26 protein-coding genes are annotated in these 23,862 nt (G+C 72.4%); 6 read left to right on the top strand and 20 right to left on the bottom strand.

Translation table 11 applies throughout. The features are described from left to right. Window position 1: 1 nt before the first annotated feature. Together ACFVU7_RS05430 and ilvA are read right to left on the bottom strand one after the other, a co-directional pair. A complete protein-coding gene (locus ACFVU7_RS05430; protein ID WP_079271856.1) occupies window positions 2-1,069 on the bottom strand; it encodes an ATP-binding cassette domain-containing protein in 1,068 nt (355 codons plus the stop codon). Between the two features lie 153 nt (window positions 1,070-1,222). Beyond that, complete coding sequence (gene ilvA, locus ACFVU7_RS05425) at window positions 1,223-2,437, bottom strand: threonine ammonia-lyase (protein ID WP_074001308.1); 1,215 nt, start codon at window positions 2,435-2,437, stop codon at window positions 1,223-1,225. Between the two features lie 122 nt (window positions 2,438-2,559). Between ilvA and ACFVU7_RS05420 the strand changes: the two genes are divergently transcribed. Next, window positions 2,560-3,045 (top strand): MarR family winged helix-turn-helix transcriptional regulator, encoded by a 486-nt coding sequence (locus tag ACFVU7_RS05420; RefSeq protein ID WP_049654708.1) that lies wholly within the window; start codon window positions 2,560-2,562, stop codon window positions 3,043-3,045. A gap of 24 nt (window positions 3,046-3,069) precedes the next feature. Here ACFVU7_RS05420 and ACFVU7_RS05415 read toward each other — a convergent pair whose 3' ends face one another. Beyond that, window positions 3,070-4,224 (bottom strand): cystathionine gamma-synthase, encoded by a 1,155-nt coding sequence (locus tag ACFVU7_RS05415; protein ID WP_387968501.1) that lies wholly within the window; start codon window positions 4,222-4,224, stop codon window positions 3,070-3,072. 277 nt (window positions 4,225-4,501) lie between these two features. On the opposite strand from ACFVU7_RS05415, the gene msrA reads away from it, so the two are divergent. Both msrA and ACFVU7_RS05405 read left to right on the top strand, forming a co-directional pair. Then, on the top strand, window positions 4,502-5,167 hold the full coding sequence (msrA, locus tag ACFVU7_RS05410; RefSeq protein ID WP_049654705.1) for a peptide-methionine (S)-S-oxide reductase MsrA: 666 nt from the start codon (window positions 4,502-4,504) through the stop codon (window positions 5,165-5,167). A gap of 169 nt (window positions 5,168-5,336) precedes the next feature. After that, complete coding sequence (locus ACFVU7_RS05405) at window positions 5,337-5,699, top strand: cupin domain-containing protein (protein ID WP_049654704.1); 363 nt, start codon at window positions 5,337-5,339, stop codon at window positions 5,697-5,699. 34 nt (window positions 5,700-5,733) lie between these two features. Here the strand turns inward: ACFVU7_RS05405 and ACFVU7_RS05400 are convergent, their stop codons facing one another. The 5 genes from ACFVU7_RS05400 to ACFVU7_RS05380 form a co-directional block, all read right to left on the bottom strand. Continuing rightward, window positions 5,734-6,519 carry a hypothetical protein gene (locus tag ACFVU7_RS05400; RefSeq protein WP_074001307.1) on the bottom strand — a complete coding sequence of 262 codons (786 nt, stop codon included), beginning with the start codon at window positions 6,517-6,519 and terminating at the stop codon, window positions 5,734-5,736. Further along, window positions 6,516-7,067, bottom strand: a complete 552-nt coding sequence (locus ACFVU7_RS05395) for a SigE family RNA polymerase sigma factor (RefSeq protein ID WP_053112304.1) — start codon at window positions 7,065-7,067, stop codon at window positions 6,516-6,518. The genes ACFVU7_RS05400 and ACFVU7_RS05395 overlap by 4 nt, the downstream gene beginning before the upstream one ends. A gap of 107 nt (window positions 7,068-7,174) precedes the next feature. Further along, on the bottom strand, window positions 7,175-8,455 hold the full coding sequence (locus ACFVU7_RS05390; protein WP_049656491.1) for an Ig-like domain-containing protein: 1,281 nt from the start codon (window positions 8,453-8,455) through the stop codon (window positions 7,175-7,177). 202 nt (window positions 8,456-8,657) lie between these two features. Continuing rightward, on the bottom strand, window positions 8,658-8,996 hold the full coding sequence (locus ACFVU7_RS05385) for a hypothetical protein (protein WP_063780291.1): 339 nt from the start codon (window positions 8,994-8,996) through the stop codon (window positions 8,658-8,660). Between the two features lie 513 nt (window positions 8,997-9,509). Next, window positions 9,510-10,910, bottom strand: coding sequence for a cystathionine beta-synthase (locus ACFVU7_RS05380; RefSeq protein WP_049656493.1), 1,401 nt, complete (start codon window positions 10,908-10,910; stop codon window positions 9,510-9,512). 228 nt (window positions 10,911-11,138) lie between these two features. Here ACFVU7_RS05380 and ACFVU7_RS05375 point away from each other — a divergent pair, with 228 nt between their 5' ends. From ACFVU7_RS05375 to ACFVU7_RS05365, 3 genes are all read left to right on the top strand, one after another. After that, window positions 11,139-12,221: an SGNH/GDSL hydrolase family protein gene (locus tag ACFVU7_RS05375; protein WP_387821684.1), complete on the top strand. Its 1,083-nt coding sequence runs from the start codon at window positions 11,139-11,141 to the stop codon at window positions 12,219-12,221. A gap of 63 nt (window positions 12,222-12,284) precedes the next feature. Further along, complete coding sequence (locus ACFVU7_RS05370; RefSeq protein WP_049656496.1) at window positions 12,285-13,505, top strand: acetyl-CoA C-acetyltransferase; 1,221 nt, start codon at window positions 12,285-12,287, stop codon at window positions 13,503-13,505. Between the two features lie 290 nt (window positions 13,506-13,795). Further along, window positions 13,796-14,734 carry a hypothetical protein gene (locus ACFVU7_RS05365; RefSeq protein ID WP_049656499.1) on the top strand — a complete coding sequence of 313 codons (939 nt, stop codon included), beginning with the start codon at window positions 13,796-13,798 and terminating at the stop codon, window positions 14,732-14,734. Between the two features lie 93 nt (window positions 14,735-14,827). Here ACFVU7_RS05365 and ACFVU7_RS05360 read toward each other — a convergent pair whose 3' ends face one another. From ACFVU7_RS05360 to ACFVU7_RS05305, 12 genes are all read right to left on the bottom strand, one after another. Beyond that, window positions 14,828-15,226, bottom strand: a complete 399-nt coding sequence (locus ACFVU7_RS05360) for a hypothetical protein (RefSeq protein WP_387821681.1) — start codon at window positions 15,224-15,226, stop codon at window positions 14,828-14,830. 86 nt (window positions 15,227-15,312) lie between these two features. Next, entirely contained in the window at window positions 15,313-16,197 is an 885-nt protein-coding gene (locus ACFVU7_RS05355) for a Bax inhibitor-1/YccA family protein (RefSeq protein WP_074001301.1), read from the bottom strand. A gap of 640 nt (window positions 16,198-16,837) precedes the next feature. Then, on the bottom strand, window positions 16,838-17,176 hold the full coding sequence (locus tag ACFVU7_RS05350; RefSeq protein ID WP_388044444.1) for a MazG-like family protein: 339 nt from the start codon (window positions 17,174-17,176) through the stop codon (window positions 16,838-16,840). 96 nt (window positions 17,177-17,272) lie between these two features. After that, on the bottom strand, window positions 17,273-18,082 hold the full coding sequence (locus ACFVU7_RS05345) for an NRDE family protein (RefSeq protein WP_388044442.1): 810 nt from the start codon (window positions 18,080-18,082) through the stop codon (window positions 17,273-17,275). A 14-nt stretch (window positions 18,083-18,096) separates the two neighbouring features. After that, a complete protein-coding gene (locus ACFVU7_RS05340) occupies window positions 18,097-18,627 on the bottom strand; it encodes an NUDIX domain-containing protein (protein ID WP_388044441.1) in 531 nt (176 codons plus the stop codon). Next, entirely contained in the window at window positions 18,624-19,142 is a 519-nt protein-coding gene (locus ACFVU7_RS05335) for an NUDIX domain-containing protein (protein WP_388044440.1), read from the bottom strand. The genes ACFVU7_RS05340 and ACFVU7_RS05335 overlap by 4 nt, the downstream gene beginning before the upstream one ends. A gap of 11 nt (window positions 19,143-19,153) precedes the next feature. Next, window positions 19,154-19,894 carry an aldo/keto reductase gene (locus ACFVU7_RS05330; protein ID WP_388044439.1) on the bottom strand — a complete coding sequence of 247 codons (741 nt, stop codon included), beginning with the start codon at window positions 19,892-19,894 and terminating at the stop codon, window positions 19,154-19,156. Continuing rightward, window positions 19,891-20,490 carry an AAA family ATPase gene (locus ACFVU7_RS05325; RefSeq protein ID WP_388044438.1) on the bottom strand — a complete coding sequence of 200 codons (600 nt, stop codon included), beginning with the start codon at window positions 20,488-20,490 and terminating at the stop codon, window positions 19,891-19,893. Before ACFVU7_RS05325 ends, ACFVU7_RS05330 begins: the two co-directional genes overlap by 4 nt. Next, window positions 20,487-21,101, bottom strand: coding sequence for an exonuclease domain-containing protein (locus ACFVU7_RS05320; protein ID WP_388044436.1), 615 nt, complete (start codon window positions 21,099-21,101; stop codon window positions 20,487-20,489). Before ACFVU7_RS05320 ends, ACFVU7_RS05325 begins: the two co-directional genes overlap by 4 nt. Before the next feature lie 11 nt (window positions 21,102-21,112). Then, window positions 21,113-22,288: a radical SAM protein gene (locus ACFVU7_RS05315; RefSeq protein ID WP_388044435.1), complete on the bottom strand. Its 1,176-nt coding sequence runs from the start codon at window positions 22,286-22,288 to the stop codon at window positions 21,113-21,115. Beyond that, a complete protein-coding gene (locus ACFVU7_RS05310) occupies window positions 22,285-22,806 on the bottom strand; it encodes a nucleoside-diphosphate kinase (protein WP_388044434.1) in 522 nt (173 codons plus the stop codon). Before ACFVU7_RS05310 ends, ACFVU7_RS05315 begins: the two co-directional genes overlap by 4 nt. Continuing rightward, window positions 22,803-23,828 carry a thymidylate synthase gene (locus tag ACFVU7_RS05305; RefSeq protein WP_388044433.1) on the bottom strand — a complete coding sequence of 342 codons (1,026 nt, stop codon included), beginning with the start codon at window positions 23,826-23,828 and terminating at the stop codon, window positions 22,803-22,805. Before ACFVU7_RS05305 ends, ACFVU7_RS05310 begins: the two co-directional genes overlap by 4 nt. Between the last annotated feature and the right edge of the window lie 34 nt (window positions 23,829-23,862).

Raw genomic sequence — 23,862 nt, 5'->3', positions numbered from 1 at the left:
CTCAGCTCTCCTTCCCGGCCGCGACGGCCCGCTTGTCCGGCCCCGGGCCGCCCGGACCGTCCGGGCCGCCCTTCCCCCTGCCCCGGCCGCGCGCCTTGGCGTCGGCGCCGTCCTCCTCCTCGGGCCGCTCCTCGGCGACGTGGCCGGTGAGGGTGAGGAAGACGTCGTCCAGGGTCGGGCGGCGCAGCCCGATGTCGTCCATCTCGATCCCGCGGGAGTCGAGTTCGCGGATCGCGTCGGCGAGCACCCGGGCGCCGCCGCTGACCGGCACGGTGATCCGGCGGGTGTTCTTCTCCACCGTCGGCTCGCTCAGCGCGTAGCGGGACAGCGCGGCGACCGCGTCGCCGACCAGGCCGGGCTCGTGCACCACGACCACGATCCGCTCGCCGCCGATCTGCGCCTTGAGCTGGTCGGCGGTGCCGCGGGCGATCACCCGGCCGTGGTTGACCACCGCGATGTCGTGGGCGAGCCGGTCGGCCTCCTCCAGGTACTGGGTGGTGAGCAGCAGCGTGGTGCCCTGCTCGACCAGCGTCTCGATGACCTCCCAGAGCGCGAGCCGGTTGCGCGGGTCGAGGCCGGTGGTCGGCTCGTCCAGGAACATCACCGGCGGGCGGACGACCAGCGCGGCGGCGAGGTCCAGGCGTCGGCGCATGCCGCCGGAGTAGGTCTTGGCGGTGCGGTCCTTGGCCTCGGTGAGGCTGAACCACTCCAGCAGCTCCAGCGCGCGGGCCTTCGCGGCGCGGTTGCTCATCTGGTACAGCTCGCCGACCATGGTGAGGTTCTCGAAGCCGGTCAGGTACTCGTCGACCGCCGCGTACTGGCCGGACAGGCCGATCAGGCTGCGGACCTGGTTGGGGTGCTTGAGCACGTCGACCCCGGCGACCACCGCGCGGCCGGAGTCGGGGCGGAGCAGGGTGGTGAGGACCCGCACGGTGGTGGTCTTCCCGGCGCCGTTCGGGCCGAGCAGCCCGAGCACCGTTCCCTCGGGGACGTCGAGGCTGACGCCGTCCAGGGCTCGTACGTCGCCGAAGGTCTTCACCAGGTTCTCGGCTTGGATGGCTGGCGCCATGGCCTTGCCTCATCTCCTCGGACGTATGGGGCGATCTGTCCCACTTTGCCCCGAATTTGGGCACACAGGCGACTCGATTCTCGGCCCGTGGGACTCGAACGCGATGTATCGCGAGTCTCCCAGCACGCGATATATCGCGTCAAGGGTGGGAGCTCAGCCGGCGACCACCACGTACCCCGCGTCCCGCAGCTCCCCGACCACCAGCGCGCAGTGCTCCGGCCCCTTGGTCTCCAGGTGCAGGTCCACCTCGACCTCGGTCAGCCCCAGCCGCGGGTCGGTCCGCACGTGCGCCACGTCCAGCACGTTGGCGTCCACCCTGGTCAGCACGCCCAACAGGTCCGCCAGCGCGCCCGGCTTGTCCGCCAGCCGCACCCTCAGCGACAGGTAGCGCCCGGCCGCCGCCAGCCCGTGCCGCAGCACCCGCTGCATCAGCTGCGGGTCGATGTTGCCGCCGGACAGCACCGCCACCACCGGCCCCTCGAAGGAGTCCGGCTGCTCCAGCAGCGCCGCGATCGGGGCCGCCCCGGCCGGCTCGACCACCAGCTTCAGCCGCTCCAGCCCGAGCAGCAGCGCCCGCGACAGCGCGTCCTCGGAGACCGTCCGGACGCCGTCCGCCAGCGTGTTGACCACCTCGAACGGGATGTCGCCGGGGCGCCCGACCATGATCCCGTCCGCCATGGTGGCGAAGTGCTCCAGCGACACCGGGCGCCCCGCCGCCAGCGAGGGCGGGTACGCGGCGGCGCCGGCCGCCTGCACCCCGACCACCCGCACGTCCGGCCGCAGCGGCTTGACCGCCGCCGCGATCCCGGCCAGCAGCCCGCCGCCGCCCACCCCGACCAGGATGGTCCGCACCTCCGGGCACTGCTCCAGGATCTCCAGCCCGACGGTCGCCTGGCCGGTGACCACGTCCCAGTGGTCGAAGGGGTGGATAAACACCGCGCCGGTCGCCTCCGCGTACCGCTGCGCGGCCTGCAGGGCCTCGTCCACGGTGGCCCCGTGCAGCCGCACCTCGGCGCCGTACTCCCGGGTGGCCGCGACCTTCGGCAGCGGCGCCGCGACCGGCATGAACACCGTGGAGCGCACGCCCAGCAGCGCGGCCGCCAGCGCCACCCCCTGGGCGTGGTTCCCCGCGCTCGCCGCCACCACCCCGCCGGCCCGCTGCACCGGCGAGAGTCCCGCGATCCGCACGTACGCCCCGCGCAGCTTGAAGGACCCGGTGCGCTGGAGGTTCTCGCACTTCAGGTGGACCGGCGCGCCGATCAGCCCGGAGAGGTGCCGGCTGCCCTCCATCGGGGTCACCCGGGCGACCCCGGCGAGCATCTTCTGGGCGCCGCGGACGTCGTCGAGGGTGATCGGCCAGGTGTGCATGGCGCCAGGGTACGGGGACGGGGAGAGGCAATCCGGCATGCCGGGCCTGTTCCCGGGCCCGCCCGGCCCGCGTACGCTGCTGCTTCTGAGTCTCTCTCACCGCACGACGATCGTGAGCCGCGATGACGACGACCTCGCCCCAGGCCACCGACCGCACCGACCCCGTGCACACCCAACTCCAGTACCAGCTCGCGGTGTTCGCGCGCCGAATGGAACAGGTCCGGACCTCCGGCGGCGGCGGGGTCGGGGTGCTGGACCGGGCCGCCTACCTGCTGCTCGACCGGCTGGAGCGGCACGGGCCGGCCAACGTCAAGGCGCTGGCCGAGGCGCTGGGCGTGGACTCCTCCACGGTGACCCGCCAGGTCGCCCCGCTGGTCGCGGCCGGGCTGGTCGGCCGGGTGCAGGACCCGGCCGACCGCCGTGCCGTACGGCTCGCGCTGACCTCGCACGGCGTCGGCCGGCTCACCGAAGTCCGGGACGGCCGGGCCGAGTTGACCCGCCGCCTGGTGGCCGGCTGGCCGCCGGAGGAACAGCGCGCGTTCTGCGCCCTGCTGGCCCGCTTCAACCTCGCGATGGAGTCGTACACGGCGGACCAGCAGGGGCAGTGAGGGGCCCCAGGCCCCTCAACCGGCTCAGCCCAGCGCCTGCTTGAGGTCGGCCAGCAGGTCGTCGATCGACTCGATGCCGACCGAGACGCGCACCAGGTCGGACGGCACCTCCAGCGCCGAACCGGCCACCGAGGCGTGGGTCATCCGGCCCGGGTGCTCGATCAGCGACTCGACGCCGCCGAGCGACTCGCCGAGGGTGAACAGCTGCGCGCGGTTGCAGACCTCGACGGCCGCCTCCTCGCCGCCGGCGACCCGGAACGAGACCATGCCGCCGAAGGCCTTCATCTGCTTGGCCGCGATGTCGTGGCCGGGGTGCTCGGGCAGGCCCGGGTAGAGCACCTGGCTGACCTTCGGGTGGCCCGCCAGCAGCTCGGCGACCTTCTCCGCGTTGGCGCTGTGCCGGTCCATCCGGACACCCAGCGTCTTGATGCCGCGCAGCACCAGCCAGGCGTCGAACGGGCCGGAGACGGCACCCATCGCGTTCTGGTGGTACGCGACCTCCTCGCCGAGGCCCGCCTCGGCCAGCACCAGCGCACCGCCGACCACGTCCGAGTGGCCGCCCATGTACTTGGTGGTGGAGTGCACGACCGCGTCCGCGCCGAGCGCGATCGGCTGCTGGAGGTACGGGCTGGCGAAGGTGTTGTCGACCACCAGCAGCGCGCCGGCGCCGTGCGCGATCTCGGCGAGCGCGGTGAGGTCGGTGATGCCCAGCAGCGGGTTGGACGGGGTCTCCACCCACACCGCGCGGGTGTTGGGGCGCAGCGCCTCGCGGACGGTGGCCAGGTCCTGGGTGTTGGCGACGGAGAACTCGACGCCCCAGCGGGTCAGCACCTTGGCGAACAGCCGGAAGGTGCCGCCGTAGGCGTCGTTGGGGATGACGATGTGGTCGCCCGGCTTGAGGATGGTCCGCAGCAGGGTGTCCTCGGCGGCCAGGCCGGAGGCGAAGGCGAGGCCGCGGGCGCCGCCCTCCAGTGCCGCGAGGCACTCCTCCAGCGCGGTGCGGGTCGGGTTGGCGCTGCGGCTGTACTCGTAGCCGCCCCGCAGGCCGCCCACCCCGTCCTGCTTGTAGGTGGACACCTGGTAGATCGGCGTGACGACAGCCCCGGTCTGGGGGTCTGCTTCCTGACCCGCGTGGATGGCGAGAGTCTCGAAGCCCTGAGGAAGCTGGTGCTCGGTCATGGGTCCGAGCCTAGTGTGCGAATGCCGCCAAGCCCGCACGAACCGGGAACCGGGACGAACCCGCAGGTCGGAGCGGGGGCACGGCGGGCCGGAACCCCGGTGCGCCGAACCCCCGGGGCCGCCGCGACCTCCACCGGTCGCACACGTGTTCACCATGCGAAAACCGCGCGGCGGGCCTTCCCGGCCCCCGCGCGGAACGGACGGCCGCTCCCGGAATCCGGGGGCGGCCGTCCGCGTTGGACACTGCGCCAGGTTTCCCGACCCGCTGGAGCAGGCCGTGCTGTTCAACCGCCACAAGACCTCGCTGGTCCCCGCCGACCAGGCGCTGCCCGGCCGGCCCACCCCGGCCTTCACCCTGACCGAGCCGCACACCGTGCTCGGGCACCCGCTGTCCGGCCCGTACCCGGAGGGCCTGGAGGTGGCCGACTTCGGGCTGGGCTGCTTCTGGGGCGCCGAGCGCGCCTTCTGGCGGCTGCCCGGCGTCTGGACGACGCTGGTCGGCTACCAGGGCGGCCACACCCCCAACCCGACGTACGAGGAGGTGTGCAGCGGGCTGACCGGGCACACCGAGGCGGTCCGGGTGGTGTACGACCCGGCGGTGATCCCGTACGAGCGGCTGCTGAAGACCTTCTGGGAGGCGCACGACCCGACCCAGGGCAACCGCCAGGGCAACGACGTGGGCACCCAGTACCGCTCCGCCGTCTACACCCACTCCCCCGCCCAGGCCGAGGCCGCGGTGGCCACCCGGGACGCCTTCCAGCCCTCGCTGACCGCGCTCGGTTACGGCCCGGTCACCACCGAGATCGCCCCGGCCGGCCCGTTCTTCCCGGCCGAGCCGTACCACCAGCAGTACCTGTCGGAGGCCAAGAACCCCAACGGCTACTGCGGTCTCGGCGGTACCGGCGCCTCCTGCCCGATCGGCGTGGCCCGCACCCGGGACTGACCTCCGGCCCCGGGCCGCCCCTCGGACCGCCCCGGCCCGCCCGGCCCCGCCCCGGGATCGACCACCCAACGTGACCGATCCCCGATCCGGGCGCAGACTGGAAGGGCCAGCAGGGCCGGCCCGGCCACCCACTGGCGGCCGGGCGGTCCTCGCGGGAGAGGAGTGCGCCATGTCCGGTCTCTACCAGCGGAACTTCGACGATCCCGAGGAAGTCCGCCCCTTCGAGGAGGGCACGGGGGAACTGCGGCTGGTCAACCTGGACGGCGGCCCGGTGGGCCGGGCCGTGTTCGAGCCGGGTTGGCAGTGGTCCAAGCACGTGAAGCCGATCGCCGGGACCGAGAGCTGCCAGGCCGCCCATGCCGGGTACGTGCTCTCCGGCCGGATGAGGATCGTCATGGACGGCGGCCAGGAGGCCGAAGTGGGCCCCGGCGACTTCATGCTCTGCCCGCCCGGGCACGACGCCTGGACCGTCGGTGACGAGCCCTGCGTGATCGTCGACTGGCAGGGCTTCGCGGACTACGCGAAGCGGTGAGCGGAGCTGTGAGCAGAGCTGCGGGCGGACCGGGTCACAGCTGCTGCGGGGCCCGCTCGTCGGCGCCGTCGGCGGTGGTGCCCGGCAGCTCCGCCAGGAGCCTGCCCTCGGAGTCGTACGCCGCGATCGCCGGGCTCACCGGACGCCGGTGGGCGGCCGGATCCGCCTCCGGCAGCGGCGGCAGCACCACGTAGTAGCCGATCCACCGCTGCATTCCGACGGTGCTGACCAGGGTGGCGACGGTCGCCCTGCCCCCCGTGAACGCGACGATCCTCGCCGGGGCGACCGGGCCCAGGTAGAAGCTCGCGACGATGAAGCGGTCGCGGTCGCCGTGCGACTGGGCGTAGAGGGCGGGTCTGTCGTGCTCCAGGTTGTCGCTGCGCACGTCCCGGCAGTCCGTGCCGGAGTCGGAGCCGTCCGGCTGGTAGTTGTCGCACTTCTCGAACGGGCTGACCCACATCCGGGCGCCGGCCGCCATCTCGATGCGCTGCCCCGGGCCGACCTGCCGTACCGGCGAGAGCGGCAGCGGCGTGGCGGTGGCCGTGGGGCTCGGCGTGGCGGTGGGCGTGGGGCTCGGGACGGCGACGGGGCTGAACGCCGCCCCCGCCTCGCCCGCGACCTGCCCGACGTGCCGGGCGCTGCCGGCCGTCACCGCCGTCGCCCCGCAGACCAGCGCCACCGCGACCGCGGCCGCGGCGGTCCCGGCTCTGCGCCTGGCCCGGCGCCGTCGGGCGGCGGCGATGATCGGCACCGGGTCCGGCCCGGTCGCGTACGGGTCCTGGTCCTTGAGCAGTTCGCCGAGCCGGTGTTCGAAGCTCATACCGTCACCTCGATGTGCGTCGTGGGACTCGCCGTCACGCCGGAACGGTCGGCGAGTTCGGGCAGTGCGCGCAGCTTCGACATGGCCCGGTGCAGCGTGCTCTTCACCGTGCCCTGGGCGATGCCCAGTTCGGCCGCGACGGCGGCCTCGCTGAGGTCCCCGTAGTACCGCAGCACGACGACCGTCCGCTCCCGGCGGGTGAGGGTGCCCAGCGCCTGGTGCAGCAGGGCGCGTTCGGCCTGCCGCTCGGCGAGGTCGTCGGAGAGCGGCCGGTCGGGGGTGTGCTCGACGGGCAGCTCGTGGTTGCGCAGTCGGCGCCACCAGTCGCGGTGCTGGTTGACCACGATCCGGCGGACGTACGCGGTGGGGTCGTCCCCGGTGATCCGGTGCCAGTGCAGGTAGGCGCGCTCCAGCGCCGACTGCACGATGTCCTTGGCCCGGTCCGGGTCGCCGGTCAACAGCTCGGCCAGCCGCAGCAGTTGCCGACCGCTCCCGGCGACGAACTCGCTGAACTCGTCGTCCTGCCGCTGTCTCTGCTCGCGTTTCACACCCGTCCTACTCCTCGGGCGGACCGCGAGGTTCGGTCCGCCCGGGGAGTTTTTCCGACCGGTGGGTTCTCCGACCGGGGTCCGGCCGGTCGGGGTGCGGGGCCGGGTCAGACGGCGCTGCCGGCCTTCCAGGCGGCCCAGCCCATGTTCCAGCCGTTCAGGCCGTTGTCCGGGGCGACCGTCTTGTCGCCGGAGTTCACGACCTCGACCACGTCGCCGACCATCGAGGACTTGTAGAACTTGAAGCCGTCCGTACCGCTGTCCTGGGCGCCCTTGGTGTCCCGGAGGCCGATGCAGCCGTGGCTGGTGTTCTGGCCGCCGAAGATCGACGGCGAGGACCAGTAGTTGCCGTGGATGAAGGTGCCCGAGGTGCTGAGGCGCTGGGCGTGCGGCACGTCCGCGATGTCGTACTCGCTGCCCAGGTTGACGGTCTGCGAGTTCATCCGGGTCTGGGTGTACTGCTCGGAGATCACCATCTTGCCGCCCCAGGTCATGTGCTCGGGCGAGCCGCCGGAGATCTTGTAGACCGCGCTGACCTGGCCGTCGGTGGTGACGGTGAGCTTCTTGGCGGCGAGGTCCGCGACGCTGGTCTGGGCCCGGCCGATGGTGAAGCTCACGTCCTTGGACTGGGTGCCGTACACGCCCTTGGCGCCCTCGACGTCCTTGAGCCGGAGCTTGAGGGTGACCTTGGTGCCCTTGGCCCAGTACTCCTGCGGCCGGAAGTCGAGGCGGGTGCTGGAGAACCAGTGGCCGACGATCTCGACGCCCGGCTCGGCTATCACGGTGATCGCCTGCTGGACGGCCTTGCGGTCGGTGACCGGCTTGCTGAAGTTGATCGAGACCGGCATGCCGACGCCGACCGTCGAGCCGTCCTCGGGGGTGAAGTAGCCGACGAAGGTGTTGGCCGGGGTCGCCGTGGTGAAGACGGCGTTGGAGTCCGCCTCCAGCTTGTCCTTGTCGAGGGCGACGGCGGCGACGGTGTACTTGGTACCGCTGGCGGGGGCGGCGGCCGAGGTCCAGCCGGTACCGTCGGCCGAGAGCTGGCCGGCCAGCTCCTTGCCGGCGGTGTCGGTGACCTTGACGCTGGTCAGGGTGCCGTTGGCGACGGCGACCTTGACCGGCTCGCTGAAGCTCGCGGAGGCGGCGCCGTCGGCCGGGGTGACGGTGATGACCGCGGCCGAGGTCTTGGGGGCGCTGCTGCCCGTACCGCCGGAGGCCGGGGTGCCGTTCGCGCCGCCGGAGCCGCCGCTACCGCCGCTGGCGCTGTTGGCGCTGTTGTCGTTGCAGGCGGTCAGCAGCAGGACGGGCGCTCCGATCAGGCCCGCGAGGACCCCGCGTCGGCTCCAGCTGCTTCCGGCCGCCCGTCCCTGACCGTCCCGTGCCGTCACGTCGCGTCTCCCTGCTGATCATCCCGGGCATTACGGATACAGAAACGCAATACGCCCGTTCACGGTTCCATCACCGAAGGGTAAGCGATCGTATGAGATGACCCAACTTCCCGACGAACAGGGACAAAACGCCCGGCCCGCGGAGCGGACCGGGCGTTCACGGGCGGTGACGGTGAGGACCGTCACCCGACGGTTCCCCGCCCTACTCGGCGGAGCCTTCCACCGCGTACTCGTCCCACTCCTCGTCGTCCGGGTCGAACTCGGTCTGCGCCGACTCCCAGGTCGCCGAGGCGAGCTCCACGCCGGGCACGTCGCCGAGCAGCGCGACGGGGTCGATGAAGTGGGCGAGCGAACCCGACGGGTCCACCTCGATGGCCTCGACGGACTGGGCGCGCTCCTCGTCGTCGAGGTACTCGTCGGCGGTGACGGCCTCCAGGGCGGCCGCCTTGAGCGCGCCCTCGTCGGTGATCTCCGCGATGAGCTCGATCTTCACCCGGACGTAGCGCGGGGCATCCTGGTCGGTCGTTTCAGTGCTGGTCATGCGTGCGAGCGTACGGGACGGGCGCGCCCGGCGCGGCGCACGGGCGGCCGCTCGGAGTGCACCCCGCGCGCCCGGCGTGAACGGCGCGAACGGAACGTGCGACGGCGCGAACGGAAGGGGCCGGTCCCTCGGAGAAGGACCGGCCCCACCGTTCCCCGCCTGGGCTCCCCCACCCGGGAGCCGCGGGACACGCGCCGTGCGGCGCGGTGCTGCCGCGGGAGCCGCCGCACCCTGTCGACCGGCCGGGGCCGGTCAGGGGCGGGACGACGGCGCCTCCCGCGGCGGGAGGACACAGCGGCCGGGTCAGGGCCACCCGATGTGTCCGGAGCCGACCGCGGTCGCCGGGGAGCCGCTCCCGGACGGTTGCCGTCGCCTCACTCGGCGTCCTGCCGTTGACCACCACGATGCCCGAGCCGTGTTAACCACGTGCTGCGGACAGGTGACGCCGGTGTACCACTTCCCCCGTGGACGAATCCTCCGCATCCATCCGCGGGGGGCGGTGGTGACGCCGGGTCAGTGCTGGGCGCGGCCGGTCAGGAAGCCCAGCAGGTCCTGGCGGGTGACGATGCCCTGCGGCTTGCCCTCCACCAGCACGACGGCCGCGTCGGCCTTCTCCAGCACGGTCATCAGGTTGGTGACGGTCTCGCCCGAGCCGACCACCGGCAGCGGCTTGGACATCACCTTGTCCAGCGTGTCGGTGAGCTCGATGTCCTTGGCGAAGATGCCCTCCAGCAGCAGCTTCTCCACCACCGAGCCGATCACCTCGCCGGCCATGATGTCCGGGTGGCCGGCGCCCGGGGAGACCACCGGCATCTGCGAGACGCCGTACTCGCGCAGCACCCGGACCGCCTCGGCGACCGTCTCGTTGGGGTGCATGTGGACGAACTGCGGGACGCCGCCCTGCGCGAGGGACTCCTTGCGGGCCAGCACCTCGCCGATGTGCGCCTCGTCGGTGGCCGAGGGCAGGAAGCCGTAGTCGGCCATCCAGTCGTCGTTGAAGATCTTCGACAGGTAGCCGCGGCCGCCGTCCGGCAGCAGCACCACGACGACGTCGTCCGGACCGAGCTTCTTGGCGACCTCCAGCGCGGCCACCACGGCCATGCCGCAGGAGCCGCCGACCAGCAGGCCCTCCTCCTTGGCCAGGCGGCGGGTCATCTGGAACGAGTCCTTGTCGGAGACCGCGACGATCTCGTCCGCGACACCGCGGTCGTAGGCGGTCGGCCAGAAGTCCTCACCGACGCCCTCGACCAGGTACGGCCGGCCGGTGCCGCCCGAGTAGACCGAGCCCTCCGGGTCGGCGCCGATCACCTTGACCTTGCCGCCGGAGGCCTCCTTCAGGTAGTTGCCGGTGCCGGAGATGGTGCCGCCGGTGCCGACGCCCGCCACGAAGTGGGTGATCTTCCCGTCGGTCTGCTCCCACAGCTCCGGGCCGGTGGAGTGGTAGTGCGAGGCCGGGTTGTCCGGGTTGGAGTACTGGTCCGGCTTCCAGGCGTTCGGGGTCTCCCGGACCAGGCGGTCGGAGACGTTGTAGTAGGAGTCCGGGTGCTCCGGGGCGACGGCGGTCGGACAGACGACCACCTCGGCGCCGTACGCGCGCAGGGTGTTGATCTTGTCGGTGGAGACCTTGTCAGGACAGACGAAGATGCACTTGTAGCCCTTCTGCTGGGCCACGATCGCCAGGCCGACACCGGTGTTGCCGGAGGTCGGCTCGACGATGGTGCCGCCCGGCTTGAGGGCGCCCGAGGCCTCGGCGGCCTCGATCATGCGCATCGCGATGCGGTCCTTGACCGAGCCGCCGGGGTTGAAGTACTCGACCTTGGCCAGCACTGTCGCGCTGATGCCCTCGGTGACCTTGTTCAGCTTGACCAGCGGCGTGTTGCCGACGAGGTCGATGATCGAGTTGTGGTACCGCACGGGGATCCTCCCGGTCTGTGGGCATGCGATTTCGGTACTGCGGAGTTCGGTACTGCAAAGCGTAGGGCGTGGCACCCGCCCCGCGGCTCCCCTCCTGCACCCCTCCCCCAATGGCCCACCCCCAGTGGCACCCCCGGTACTCCCGCCCTCCGCACGGGTAAGAGCGCTGTGCAGGCATGGCCGTGGCCCCGGAGGGGCCGGCAGGAGAGCACGTGAAGGGGGCACCGGATGCCAGGGGCACGGGACTCGCGGGCCCGGGTGGCCCGCCGGATCGCCACCGCGGCGGCGTACGGCGGCGGCGGCCTCGGCCTGCTCGGGGTGGGCGTCGTCGGCCTGCTGGTGACCGAGAGCAGACTCGCCATCCAGGCCATCGGCGTCCTGGAGACCGTCCCGCCCAAGGCGGACGGCGTCTACGGGGAGGCCTTCGCCGACCGCGCCGCCGACCCGCAGGCCCCGCTCGTGCTGGCCGTCCTCGGTGACTCCACCGGCGCCGGCCTCGGCGTGGCCCGGGCCGGCGAGACCCCGGGCGCGCTGCTGGCCGCGGGCCTCGCCTCGGTGGCCGAGCGCCCGGTCCGGCTGGTCAACGTGGCCCGCTCCGGCGGCCGCTCCGCCGACCTCTCCGGCCAGCTGGAGCAGGCCCTGCCGCACCACCCGGACGTCGCCGTCATCATGGTCGGCGCCAACGACGTGACCCGGCACAGCCCGGCCCAGCTGGCCGTCCGCCAGCTCGGCGAAGCCGTCGCCGCCCTGCGCGCCAACGGCTGCGAGGTGGTGGTGGGCACCTGCCCGGACCTCGGGACGATCAAGCCGGTGCGGCCGCCGCTGCGCTGGGTGGCCCGCCGGCTGAGCCGGCAGCTGGCCGCCGCGCAGACCATCGCGGTGGTGGAGGCGGGCGGCCGGACGGTCTCGCTGGGCTCACTGCTGGGCCCGGAGTTCGCCGCCCGCCCGGAGATGTTCGCCGCCGACCGCTACCACCCCTCCGCCCAGGGCTACGCGACCGCCGCGATGGCCGTGCTGCCCTCGGTCTGCGCCGCGCTCGGGCTCTGGCCGGAGGAGGAGCGTCCTGCCACGGCCGTCCCGGGCGGCGCGGTGCTGCCGGTCGCGGTCGCGGCCGCCACGGCGGCCGGTCGGGAGGGCACCGAGGTGGCGGCCGTACCGGCGGAGGGCACGGGCCGCCGCTGGGCCCAGTTGAGGCACCGGCTGCGGATCGGTCTGCCCGGCCCGGAGAGCGGGAAGGAGGCTGGTACGACCCCCGACGGGGGCCCCGGGAATACGTCGGCCAGCTCACACGCTGGGGCGGGTGACGCCTGATCTACCAGGCGGTAACTTTCCTCCCGGACGTCAGGTCCGCCGTCACCCAGCGAGGAGCCCGCCATGCCCGAAGCCGTCATCGTCAGCGCCACCCGTTCGCCGATCGGCCGGGCCTTCAAGGGCTCGCTCAAGGACGTCCGCCCGGACGACCTGACCGCCCACGTCATCCAGGCCGCCCTGGCCAAGGTCCCGCAGCTCGACCCGCGCGAGATCGACGACCTGATGCTGGGCTGCGGCCTGCCCGGCGGCGAGCAGGGCCACAACCTGGCCCGCATCGTGGCCGTCCAGATGGGCATGGACTACCTGCCGGGCGCCACCATCACCCGCTACTGCTCCTCCTCGCTCCAGACCACGCGGATGGCGCTGCACGCGATCAGGGCGGGTGAGGGCGACGTCTTCGTCTCGGCCGGCGTGGAGACCGTCTCGCGCAGCGTCAACGGCACCTCGGACGGCCTGCCGGGCACCATGAACCCGGTCTTCGACGAGGCCCAGGCCCGTACGAAGAAGCGCGCCGAAGAGGGTGGCGGCGAGTGGCACGACCCGCGCGAGGACGGCCTGGTGCCGGACGCCTACATCGCGATGGGCCAGACCGCCGAGAACCTGGCCGCGCTCAAGGGCATCACCCGCGCCGAGCAGGACGAGTTCGGCGTCCGCTCGCAGAACCTCGCCGAGGCCGCCATCAAGGCCGGCTTCTGGGAGCGCGAGATCACCCCGGTGACGCTCCCGGACGGCACCGTGGTCAGCACGGACGACGGCCCGCGCGCCGGCGTCACCCTGGAGGGCGTGGCCGGCCTGAAGCCGGTGTTCCGCCCCGACGGCACCGTGACCGCGGGTAACTGCTGCCCACTGAACGACGGCGCGGCCGCGCTGGTGATCATGTCCGACACCAAGGCCCGCGAGCTGGGCATCACCCCGCTCGCCCGGGTGGTCTCCACCGGCGTCAGCGCGCTCTCCCCCGAGATCATGGGCTACGGCCCGGTCGAGGCCTCCAAGCAGGCGCTCAAGCGGGCCGGCCTGACCATCGGTGACATCGACCTGGTCGAGATCAACGAGGCCTTCGCCGCCCAGGTGATCCCGTCCTACCGTGACCTCGGCGTCGACCTGGACCGGCTGAACGTCAACGGTGGCGCGATCGCGGTCGGCCACCCCTTCGGCATGACCGGCGCCCGGATCACCACCACGCTGATCAACTCCCTGCAGTGGCACGACAAGCAGTTCGGCCTGGAGACCATGTGCGTCGGCGGCGGCCAGGGCATGGCGATGGTGATCGAGCGCCTCAGCTGACCCTCCGGGCGCCCTCCGAAGGGTCTGGACCACCCATTTGGAGTGACGCAGCGTAATTGAGGGCCGGATCACACCGAGAGGTCGATCCGGCCCTCATTTCGTTCGTTTTCGACCCGGAAATCGACACTGCGGAGCGGATCAACTCCACTGCGTAGAACGGTGTTACCTAACAATTTGGGGACAAGAGCGAAAGTCCGGGATGAATTGGACATTCGCCCCTGCGGTAACAGCCCCGCATGCGGCAGTGTGGACACGTAACCCCGTTCCGCTCCTCGCTAGGAGTACGTTCCGTGAGCGCCGTCTACACCATCCTGCTGCTGATCCTGATCGCCGTGTCGACCGCCGTGCTGCTCCACCTCCGCGGGCTCTCCCGCCGGCTGGACGCACGGGCCGCGGCCCCGTCCGCGCCCGCACCCGTGGACGAGGCCGCGATACGCCGGGCCGTCACCGAGGCGCTCGCCGCCGACCGCGAGCGGGAGATCACGGAGGCCCGGGCGTTCTGGGCCGAGCAGGAGGCCCGCGCGGCCGAGGACGCGCCGCTGTTCGACTCCCCGTTCTCCGGCACCTTCTCCGGCACCGAGGAGTGGCCGCTCTTCTTCCCCCGCCCCACCGGCCCGCAGGACGCCGTCGACAACGCCGGGACGATGGACCCGGAGTTCGGCGAGGCGCTGCGCTCCGCGCTGGAGGACCTGATCAACGAGGGCGGCTCCGCCCCGGCCGAGCCCGGCGGCGAGGGCGGCGTGCCGCTGCGCCCCGGCCACCCGGCCGGCGAGACCAAGGACGCCCGGGCCCGCCGCGAGGCCGACCTGCTGGCCACCGGCCTGGAGGCCGGGCTGCTGGACGCCGACCAGGCCGTCGAGGAGGCCCCGGTCGCCGCGCCCGACCCGCGCCGCCACCCCTCGCACCCCGACTTCGTGCCCAGCCAGGCGCCGTCCCGGGAGTGGACGGACAGCCGGCTGGCCGCCCTCGCCGAGGAGGCCGTCGCCCTGGTCGACGTCCGCCCGGGCCCGCTGGGCACCCTGGACGTGTACGCCTTCGCCGACGGCACCACCCTCTGCGTGGCCCCGGGCGACCGGGAGGCCGCCTACCGGCTGATCGACGCGGTCCGCGCCGGTGAGCACGTCCGGCTGCTCGGCGGCTCGCGCTTCTCCGGCTCGTACTCGCTGACCTTCTCCACCGACGAGGAGGCCGTCTACGTGCTGGCCGACCGGGTGGTCGCCAGCATCTGACACCGGCTCACCAGCAGCAGCGCGCCGAAGGCCGGCCGGGTCACGGGGTTACCGACCCGGCCGGCCTTCGGCGTGTCCGGACTCCTCCGGGCCTCAGCCGCAGAGCGCCGCCGTCTCCCGCGCCGCCGCCACCGCCCGGGCCAGCACCGCGGCCGCCGCCGCCGGCCCCTCCGGCAGCCCCACCGGGGCGTCCTCCCGCAGCCCCGTGAGCGCGGCCGCCAGGTCGTGCCCGGCGACGGCCAGCTGGTCCCCCACCGCGAAGGCCCCGGCGTCCGGGAACTCCCGCCGCGGGCCGCCCTCCACCGCCGCCGTCAGCGCGACCAGCCGCCGGGCCAGCTCCAGCGCGGCCGCCGCCCGCGACCCGTACCCGGGCACGGCGCCCAGCAGCCTGCTCTGCGGCAGCGAGCGGAAACGATCCGCCAGGGACTCGACGGCTTCGACCAGGGGATCCACGTCCAGGGGCGCTACGTCGTGGGGCTCTACGTCATGCATGGCAGCGAGCCTAGGCGAAAAGCCGCCGGGCCCCGGAGCGAGTCGCTCCGGGGCCCGGCGGCAGTGGTTCACGAAGGAAGGGACCGTCAGTCGTCGCCGCGCAGGATCGCGATCAGCCGCAGCATCTCCATGTAGATCCAGACCAGCGACAGGGTCAGCCCGAAGGCGGCCCGCCAGGACTCCCGCTGCGGGGCGCCCTGGGCGATGGCCTCCTCGATCGCCGCGAAGTCCAGCGACAGGAAGAAGGCGCCCAGGCCGATGCCGACCAAGCCGACCACGATGCCCAGCGGGCCGGAGCGCAGGCCCATGTCGGCGCCGAAGGCCATCGCGATCATGTTGACCATCATCAGCAGCACGAAGCCCAGGGCGATCGCGATGCCGATCCGCTGGTACCGGGCGGTGACCCGGATCCGGCCGCTCTTGTAGGCGAACAGCATCGCCCCGAAGACCGCCGCCGTACCCAGCACCGCCTGGATCACGATGCCGTTCAGCATGGTGTTGAAGGCGTGCGAGACGGCGCCCATCGCGAAGCCCTGGAGGGCCGCGTAGGTCAGGATCAGCGGCGGGCTGACGCTGCGCTTGAACGAGACCACCAGGCCGACGACCATGGCCACCAGGCTGGCGGCGATCGCGAAGCCGAAGTTCTCGAACGGCAGCGCGAACCAGGCCACCGCGCCGGCGACGACCAGCGTCAGCAGCGTCATGGCGGTGCGGGCGACCACGTCGTCCAGCGTCATCCGCCCGGTGGCCGCCGGGCCCGCCGAGGGCCCGTTGTACAGCTCGTAGAGCTGCTCGTCGGTCATGGGCTGGCCCTGCGGCTGCTGCTGGGCGTAGGGCGTACCCGCGTAGGGGTTCTGGCCGTACTGGTTCTGGCCGTGCTGGGTCCCGGCCTGCGCGGTACCGAACCCCGCGTAGCCGGAGTCGCGGGTGAAGGACCCCTCCCGCGAGAAGACCGGGTTGCTGCTTCTCATTGCTCATTCCCTCCGTGGCGGCACTGCACCGCCCATGCACAAGGGTAATGGCTTGGCAAAAATTTCGGGATACGCCGCGAGGAGGATCCGGTGAACAACGACCGGCGGGGACGCCGTCGCGCCCCCGCCGGGTGATCGGTGCCCGGAGCCGGACTCGAACCGGCAGGGTGCACCCCTCCTGACCTGGCCTTTTGCCCTCACGTGCAGAAACGTCCCCGGACTGACCCGCTTCTCCCCGCTTCTCCCCGTTCATAACCGGACTTTCGGGGGCCCGTGCGCCAGCGGCTGGCGCACCGCCGGCGCACCGCCTGAACCCGGACACGCGGAAGGCCCGGCGGTCACCCCGCCGGGCCTTCCACATCCCCGTCTGCCCAGCTTGCGGAGCATGGACATCAGGCAGTTCGTTGCCGCAACCTATCCCGTCTCGGCAATCTGCGCGAGACTCTTGATCTTGGCTGAAATGCTGCGGGTACCAATACCCTGTACCAGCTCCGTCCACCCGGATAGGTGATGGACCGTCAATCACCCTAAAGGGCTAGTGCGCCCACGGTCGGAATCCTCATGACCGAGGCCCCCGCAGCCCGTCGCGCCACGGAAGTTGGCACCTGGCCCGCCGCCGGTGCCGCCGGACTCAGGGCGCTCAGCCGGCCTCCGCGTGCTCCTCGAGACCGACCCTCTCCACGAGGTACCGCAGCCGCTCCGCAAGCACCGCCCGGCCATCACCCGAGATCGTGTCGAGCGCAACCATCGCGGTCACGATGACGTCCGCCAGCTCCGACTCGACGTCCCCCCATGTGTGCGAGCGCCCCTTGCGGGGGTTCGCCCCAAGGGCCCCGTGTACGGCCTCCGAGGCCTCCCCGAACTCCTCACCGACCTTGAGGATGCGCAGCAGCCGCACGTCCGCGACCGGCACCTCGTCCGCCTGGTCGTCCAGCCAGGTCCGCAACTTCCCGACCCGCCCCCACAGCTCGTCTTCCATCCGCCTCTCCCCATGCTCTCGGAACAGGGCCGGCACTACGCCGACCACAAACGCAGCGGCCCCGACGAGGCCCCAATGCCCCTGCAAGTGCTGTGCTCAGCCTGCGGCAGCCGCCCTCACCGCAGGCATCGGCACTGACTCCAGAACGATCCGGGGCAAAGGACCGGCAGTGGAGACAGCTCCGAAGTCGTAGCGCACCTGCCTGTGTGCGAGGGCGACCATGGAGAGCGACACGGAGCCCCAGACGCGCCCGCCCGGCGCCTCAAGACGGCGTACCAGGGCCGCCGGGTCGTCGGCCGGCAAACCGTCGCCGCACACGATCGGCAGCCACTCACCCCACGCGGCGTCCGACGAGCCCGCCACCGGTTCAGGGCGCGCGACGGCTTGTAGCCGGGCGCGGAAGTGCGCGGTGCGGGCGGCCATCGTGGCGCGGATGTGCGCTGGGCAGCCGCTGGCAACTGCCCGGCCGGCCAGGCCGTCGTTGTGTACGGCGCTCAGACCAGCGGGCAGCTCGCGATCCTCCAGGGTGCTGCCGCTCCAGCTGAGAAGCCGAACGCTGCCGGGGCGGGCCAGGATCAGGTGGAACGGGTCGTAGCGCTCCAATCGGTCGATCCGTTGACCGCTCGCGGCGATCAGCGGGATCTCGCCCCGGGACAGGCACCGCTGCCGGGGAAGGCGCGGGCCGAAGCCGTTGAGCAGGCAGGCCGCCACCGGCCCGCCGTCGCCCTGGTGGATGGCAAGCCAGGTTCCGCCCGCCTCCAGATCCAGGCCGCCGGTGACGGCGGGCCGTGAGGGCCAGTGGCGGCCGGGCGGCAGCCACTGGCGGTCGGTGTACTCGTCCCGGACGGCGAGCAGGAGGACCGGCACCGACGAGCCAGGGTCGATGCTGACGAAGGCCGTGCACACGAGCGTCCCCTCTCCTACTCGGTCTCCAGGTAGCGGGCGGCCACGAGGATGCCGAGCGACGCGCCGGCCAGGGTCAGCCGGCCGTCGCACGCCGCCTTCACCGCTTCCGGCAGACCCCACCACTCCAAGGTCATGCCGAACTCCGAGACGGTCAGCTGCTGCTCGCCGAGGGTCAGGCCTCGCGCCAGGAAGACGTGCAGGCGTGCGGTGTTGCGGGTCATCAGGGCGACGCTCCCCAGCGCCGTCCACTCCTGGGCGGTGATCCCAGCCTCCTCGCGGAGCTCCCGCCGCCCGGCGTCCTCAGGGCTCTCACCGGGCTCGACGGCCCCGCCCGGCGGAGTGACGACCTCGCCATGGATGTACGTGACGGAGCGGACCATGCCGACCCGACCGCAGTCGTCCAGGGGGACGATCAGGGCACCGTCGGGCTGCTCGGTGACCCACACCTCCCCCGGCTGCCCGTCCGGCCGGGTGACCTGGTCCAGGTGGACGGCCAGGCGCGGGCCGGTCAGGACCGTCGCGCGGGCGTGCTGCTTCCAGATCACATCGGCCTGCCGCAGTGCAGGACGATCTGCTGCTCGGTCGTGAAGGCGGTGACCAGCGCGGTCAGGCGCGCGTACATGGTCGACGACACCTCGTCCTCCCAATGGGCAAGTTCAAGGAACCGGTGCTGATCGTGCGCCTCGGACAGGCTGATCGAGTCGATCTGCTCCCAGGTAAGGGGCTCAGCGGTGAAGAAGTAGGTTGAGACAGGCGGCCAGCCCTCGGCCGGCGGGAGGAAGTCCACGCCGACCGGGCAGAGCTGGCCGTCCAGCTTGAGGCCAGTCTCCTCCAGCACTTCCCGGCGCGCGGCCTGCTCGGGCGCTTCGCCGTCGTCAAGGAGGCCGCCCGGCGCCCACCACCGCTGCGGCCAGCCCTGGGCGGCCCGGCCCGCGCTGTAGGAGTCGTGCAGGAGCAGCAGCTTCCCGTCCGGGTCGAAGAGCAGCACACCGCAGCCGTGCAGGGCACGGGGCAGCGTCTCGACGAACTCCTCGCGGGGCATCCAGGACTTCGACATCATGCGCCTGCCGCTCAGGTCGCGGGCGCGAAGAGCGCGCGCAGGTGGGCGGGGTTGGCGGTGCCAGGGATCGGCGCCACCAGCGGGTCGAGGTCCAGCAGCCACCGCAGGGCCGCCGCCGGGTCGGGCAGCAGACCCGCGTTCAACGGCCGGTACGGCACGTACGGAGTTCCGTTGGCCAGACAGTACGCGAGCGCCGGATCGTCCGGCTCGGCGGCGTTCAGGCAGTTCTGCACGGCGTCGACCGTCACCAGGGCGGCGGCCTCGCGGATCTGTTCGGGGGTCACCTTGGACAGGCCGATGGAACCGATCTTGCCTTCGGTCCTCAGGTCCTCAAGCTCGCCGACCTGATCGGCCAGCGGCACCGCGGGGTCCACCCGGTGCAGGTAGCACAGGTCGATCCGCTCGGTCCCCAGGCGACGCAGGGACGCCTCGACGGCGGCGCGCAGGTACTCGGGACGGCCCAGCGGCTTCCAGACGTTCGGCGTGGGCCGCACCATGCCGACCTTCGTGGCCAGCAGCAGCCGCTCGGAGTAGGGGTGCAGCGCGTGGCGGATCAGCTCTTCGACGGTGTGCGGCCCGTAGGCGTCGGCGGTGTCGATGTGGAGGACGCCGAGGTCGTCCACGGCCGTGCGCAGCAGCGCGATGGCGTCGGCCGGGTCGGCCGGCTCGCCCCAGGTGCCAGGGCCGGTCAGCCGCATGGTGCCCAGGCCCAGCCGGGGGACCTCCTTGCCCGCGATGGCGATCGTGTTCACGCGGCGGCCGCCCAGGAAGCGGTGATCGTTTCGACCGCCAGCTCGACGGCGGCGGCGTGCCCGTCGCTGGGCACCGGAACGTGCGGGACGGCGTAGGCGCTGAGGGCCCGGTGCAGCTGCTCGTCCACGGCCTCGCGGAACTCGCTGTCCGCCCAGTCGGGGTCCTTGCCCGGGTGCTCAGCCAGCGGCATCGCCGGGTCGAGGAGGGTGGCGAGGAACACCTGCGGGCGGGGGCAAGCCAGCTGCGCCAGGGCGGTCAGACGGGACAGCGCCTCGGGGTCGGGGTGCTCGCCGCGATGCCGGACGGCGGCCAGGTAGTAGGCGAGCGCGTCGAAGGGGGTGCGGTCCACGATCACGACGTCCGCGGTGAGCTCCGCCTCCAGGGCGGCGTTGGCGGTGGCGTGGATGATCCAGGCGGTGGACCGGTCGGTGTGGCGCGTCATCTTCGGGAAGCCGAGTTGGGCGGCCCGCTTGGCGAAGCCGCCGGTTCGGGCGACGGTGATGCCGGTAGCGCGCAACTCCATCTCGATGCGCCTGGCGAGGGTGGTCTTGCCGGTCGAGTGCGTGCCGGCGATGCAGAGGCGAAGCGGTGTCACCACAGTTTCTGTTCCTCGGATTTGGGGGCGGGTGGGAGGGGAGCGCCGGGCATTCCGGGCGGGACGGCTGCGGCGAGCAGTGCGTCCCACGTCTCGTAGTGCCCGGCGAGGGCGATCAGCAGCAGCGCGGTGGCGTGAGCGTCGTAGGCCGCGCGGTGGCGCTGGCCGGGGATGGCGGCCAGGTCGAGGCCGGTCATCCCGACCAGCGCGTCGAGGCTGTACCCGCCAGCCTTCGGGAAGGTCGCGCGGGCGAGCCGCAGGGTGTCCAGCACGCCGGCCGGCTTCCAGTCGGGCATGTGCCGCAGCAGAACGCCGTAGTCCACGTGCGCGTTGTGCGCGCAGATCCACACGCCTTCCAGAGAGGCGTGGATCTGGGGGCCGACCTTCTCCCAGGTCGGCGCCTGCTCGACGTCCTGGTTGCGGATGCCGTGCACCCGCCGTGCGAACGGCGTGATCGGGCTCGGCGGGCGCAGCAGGGTGGAGCGGACGGACGACGGCACCGGACTCCCGCCGACCACGGGGATCGCGGCGACCTCCACCAGCTCCGGGGGCTGTCCGCCGTTGCCTTCGACGTCCACGACGAAGACGGTGGGCCAGGTGCCGAAGTCCATCTCGGTCTCCTCTACTTCGGGTCGGTCCAGCCGATCTCGGCCCGGCCGTGCCGACGGGGGCGGTGGGGCTTGTCACGGTCGTGGACCTGGTAGCCGAAGCCGTGCTGCATGAAGTAGCGCGGCGGCTCGTTCAAGCCCTCGACGATGATGGCGCGTTCATCCACCTCAACGTCCCCGATCGCCCCGAGAGCACGGGCGGCTTCGGTGGCTTCCTCCAGGCTCGGGGCCTTCCAGGCGTCGCGGCACAGGCCGAGCTGCGCCACCGGGCAGATGTCGCACAACTCCCGGATGCCGTAGTGGCCGTTGTAGTCGGGCACCTTGTGGGCGTAGGCGACGCCGCAGCTGGTCTTGCGGAACAGGGGCCCGTACGGCTCGCCCTGGTCGTCGGGTCGGCGGAAGGCGGCGAGGATGCGCTGCTCGGACTCCTCCGGCATGATCTTGCGGCGGGCGGTGTCCTCGTACGGCATCGGCAGGCCGTGGTCGGCGTAGTACTGGGCGATCTCGTTGCGGAAGAACAGCCCGGTGAACACCGTCGCGTCGGCGTGCCTCGACAGCTCCAGGGCCCGCTGGATGTGCGCGTCGGAGTCGTTGAGGCCCGGCACGATCGGCCGCCAGTACAGCACCGTGCGGTAGCGCTCGGCGTGCCGGTGGAGCGTCTGGAGGCTGGCGGCGGCGATGGCCGAGTCCACCGGCTCGATGCCCGGGTGGTCGATGCCGGAGTGAGTGACCAGCACCGTCAACCGGATGTTGTGGAAGCTGTTCAGGACCTCGCAGTCCTCGGGGTCGACCCGCCACCTGGTGATGACCAGGACGTGGTTGGTCAGGCCCTGCTCGTCCAGCAGCCGCAGCGTGTTGAACGTGTGCGGCTTGACCACGGGGAGCATGGGGTCCGTCGCCCTGTTGAAGATCTGGATCGGCGTGCGGTGGGGCCGGAAGTAGCGGTGCCCGGTCAGCAGCTCCACCGCGGCCTCGTCGCTCATCAGCCGCCTGGGCGTCTTGAGCTCGAAGTTGTCGAACAGGTGGCGCACGCAGTACCCGCAGTCCAGCGGGCAGCCCACAATGTGGTTGAGCGACAGCCCGGACTTGCGGTACTCGATGACCTCGGCGAGCTCGGGCTTGAGCCCCGCGATCTGCCCGCTGGTCAGCAGGGGCAGCGGGCGCCGGGCCCTCGGGGTGGCGGTCGTCATCGGTGATCCTCCTTGATCTCCAGTAGCTGGTGCTGGCCGGCGCCGAACCACGTCCCGAAGTCCCGCCGCGCGGCACGGGGGTGGTCGGAGGTGTGGATCAGGTTCTCCACCAGACGCCGCTCGGCGCGGGCGGCGGTGAGGCTGTCGGTGCCCAGGTCGGCGCGGATGGTGCCCGGCTCGGCCTGGGTCGGATCGAAGTGCCCGAGGAGGCCGCGCAGCCGCTCAGGGATGCCCGGGGCGCCGTAGGCGAGCGCCACCTCGACCCGCTGCCCCACGTAGGTGGTGCGCAGGCAGCCGGGCACGTCCACCTCGAACAGGTCCCGGTCGACCAGCAGGTCCCAGTAGTGGACGTGGATCTGCCAGTCGGCGACGACGACCCGGCGCCGGTGCACAACCTGGGCGGCCGGCTCCAGCCGGGCCAGCACCTCATCGGCCAGGCCCCGGTGCAGGCAGTCCGGCTTGAGGAGGACCACGCTCCAGCGCGACCAGTCCACGCCGTGCAGCGGGTTCTGCCTCACGCGATCTCCCCGGTGGCGACCCGGGTGGGCCAGCGGCGTTCAAGTTGCCAGCGGGCCCCGGGCTCCAGCGCGTCGAGGGTCTGCTGATCGACCGGGTCCGCCGGGCAGTTGACGATCTGGCGGTGTGCCTCGAAGAGCAGGAGCACCCGCTGCCAGTACAGCGGCAGGTCCAGCCCGGCGACGTCGGCCGGGGTGTACTGGACCCGGTTGGTGCGCAGCAGCTCCTCGTGCTCCAGCACGGTCCGGATGTGCTTCCACGTGGTGCCGGCGGGCATCACCGGGCCCGGGAACAGCGGCGCGGCCGTGGGACCGCTGGCTGCCGACTCCTCCAGCACCTTGCCCGCGCGCTCCAGGTCCCGGACGCCGACGTGCATGGACCCGACGTGGTGGGTGTAGTCGCCCAGGCGCAGGCCGAGCAGGACGGCGGCGAACTCCTGGATCAGGGTGAAGGAGTAGACGTCGCAGACCATGCCGCGGTTGGCGTCGTTCGCGCGCATGTAGGTGACCATGTGCAGGTAGCCGTCACGGGCCAGCAGGTGGAGCCCGGCCAGGCACGGGAGATCGGGGTGACCGATCTCGTCCAGGTCGCCGGCCTGGAACACCGGCAGGTACGCGCGCTTGCTGTCCTTCTCGGCCCGCAGCAGTTCCAGCGCGCGGTCAAACGCGGACGGGGTGCCGTCCGACCGGGGGGCGAAGATCCGCGCCCCGTAGGACGAACCCTCGATCGTCGTCCCGTCGCGCGAGTCCGCCCGGCGGCGCGAGGCGTAGTGCCCGATCAGGTCGAGGTTCCGCAGGCCGCCCAGGTACCAGAGCGCCTCCGCGTAGTGGTACACGGGGTTGACCGGCCGGCTCGTCAGGTACAGGGCGCGCCGGCGGGGGTCGGTGAGCCGGAAGGCCGCGCCGATGATCTCGTGACTGTCGTTGCCCCGAGCGGTGTTGACGTGCTCGTGGTTCTCGGTGACGTGCCGCAGGACGGCGGCGTAGGCGTGCTGGAACGTGGGGAACACGGCGGGTGCGATCACGCTGAACTCCACTTCACTTGGTGCGGATCAGGTA

It is taken from the genome of Kitasatospora sp. NPDC058046, from assembly GCF_042885595.1.
GTDB lineage: Bacteria > Actinomycetota > Actinomycetes > Streptomycetales > Streptomycetaceae > Kitasatospora.
This window is presented reverse-complemented; position numbering and strand designations above follow the sequence as displayed.

Excerpts from the sequence above, each read along its gene's own strand:
- ACFVU7_RS05430 (WP_079271856.1), bottom strand. The coding sequence starts at position 1,069 with ATGGCGCCAGCCATCCAAGCCGAGAACCTGGTGAAGACCTTCGGCGAC.
- ilvA (WP_074001308.1), bottom strand. The coding sequence starts at position 2,437 with ATGCACACCTGGCCGATCACCCTCGACGACGTCCGCGGCGCCCAGAAG.
- ACFVU7_RS05420 (WP_049654708.1), top strand. The coding sequence starts at position 2,560 with ATGACGACGACCTCGCCCCAGGCCACCGACCGCACCGACCCCGTGCAC.
- ACFVU7_RS05415 (WP_387968501.1), bottom strand. The coding sequence starts at position 4,224 with ATGACCGAGCACCAGCTTCCTCAGGGCTTCGAGACTCTCGCCATCCAC.
- ACFVU7_RS05405 (WP_049654704.1), top strand. The coding sequence starts at position 5,337 with ATGTCCGGTCTCTACCAGCGGAACTTCGACGATCCCGAGGAAGTCCGC.
- ACFVU7_RS05400 (WP_074001307.1), bottom strand. The coding sequence starts at position 6,519 with ATGAGCTTCGAACACCGGCTCGGCGAACTGCTCAAGGACCAGGACCCG.
- ACFVU7_RS05385 (WP_063780291.1), bottom strand. The coding sequence starts at position 8,996 with ATGACCAGCACTGAAACGACCGACCAGGATGCCCCGCGCTACGTCCGG.
- ACFVU7_RS05375 (WP_387821684.1), top strand. The coding sequence starts at position 11,139 with ATGCCAGGGGCACGGGACTCGCGGGCCCGGGTGGCCCGCCGGATCGCC.
- ACFVU7_RS05370 (WP_049656496.1), top strand. The coding sequence starts at position 12,285 with ATGCCCGAAGCCGTCATCGTCAGCGCCACCCGTTCGCCGATCGGCCGG.
- ACFVU7_RS05360 (WP_387821681.1), bottom strand. The coding sequence starts at position 15,226 with ATGCATGACGTAGAGCCCCACGACGTAGCGCCCCTGGACGTGGATCCC.
- ACFVU7_RS05355 (WP_074001301.1), bottom strand. The coding sequence starts at position 16,197 with ATGAGAAGCAGCAACCCGGTCTTCTCGCGGGAGGGGTCCTTCACCCGC.
- ACFVU7_RS05350 (WP_388044444.1), bottom strand. The coding sequence starts at position 17,176 with ATGGAAGACGAGCTGTGGGGGCGGGTCGGGAAGTTGCGGACCTGGCTG.
- ACFVU7_RS05335 (WP_388044440.1), bottom strand. The coding sequence starts at position 19,142 with ATGATGTCGAAGTCCTGGATGCCCCGCGAGGAGTTCGTCGAGACGCTG.
- ACFVU7_RS05320 (WP_388044436.1), bottom strand. The coding sequence starts at position 21,101 with ATGGACTTCGGCACCTGGCCCACCGTCTTCGTCGTGGACGTCGAAGGC.
- ACFVU7_RS05315 (WP_388044435.1), bottom strand. The coding sequence starts at position 22,288 with ATGACGACCGCCACCCCGAGGGCCCGGCGCCCGCTGCCCCTGCTGACC.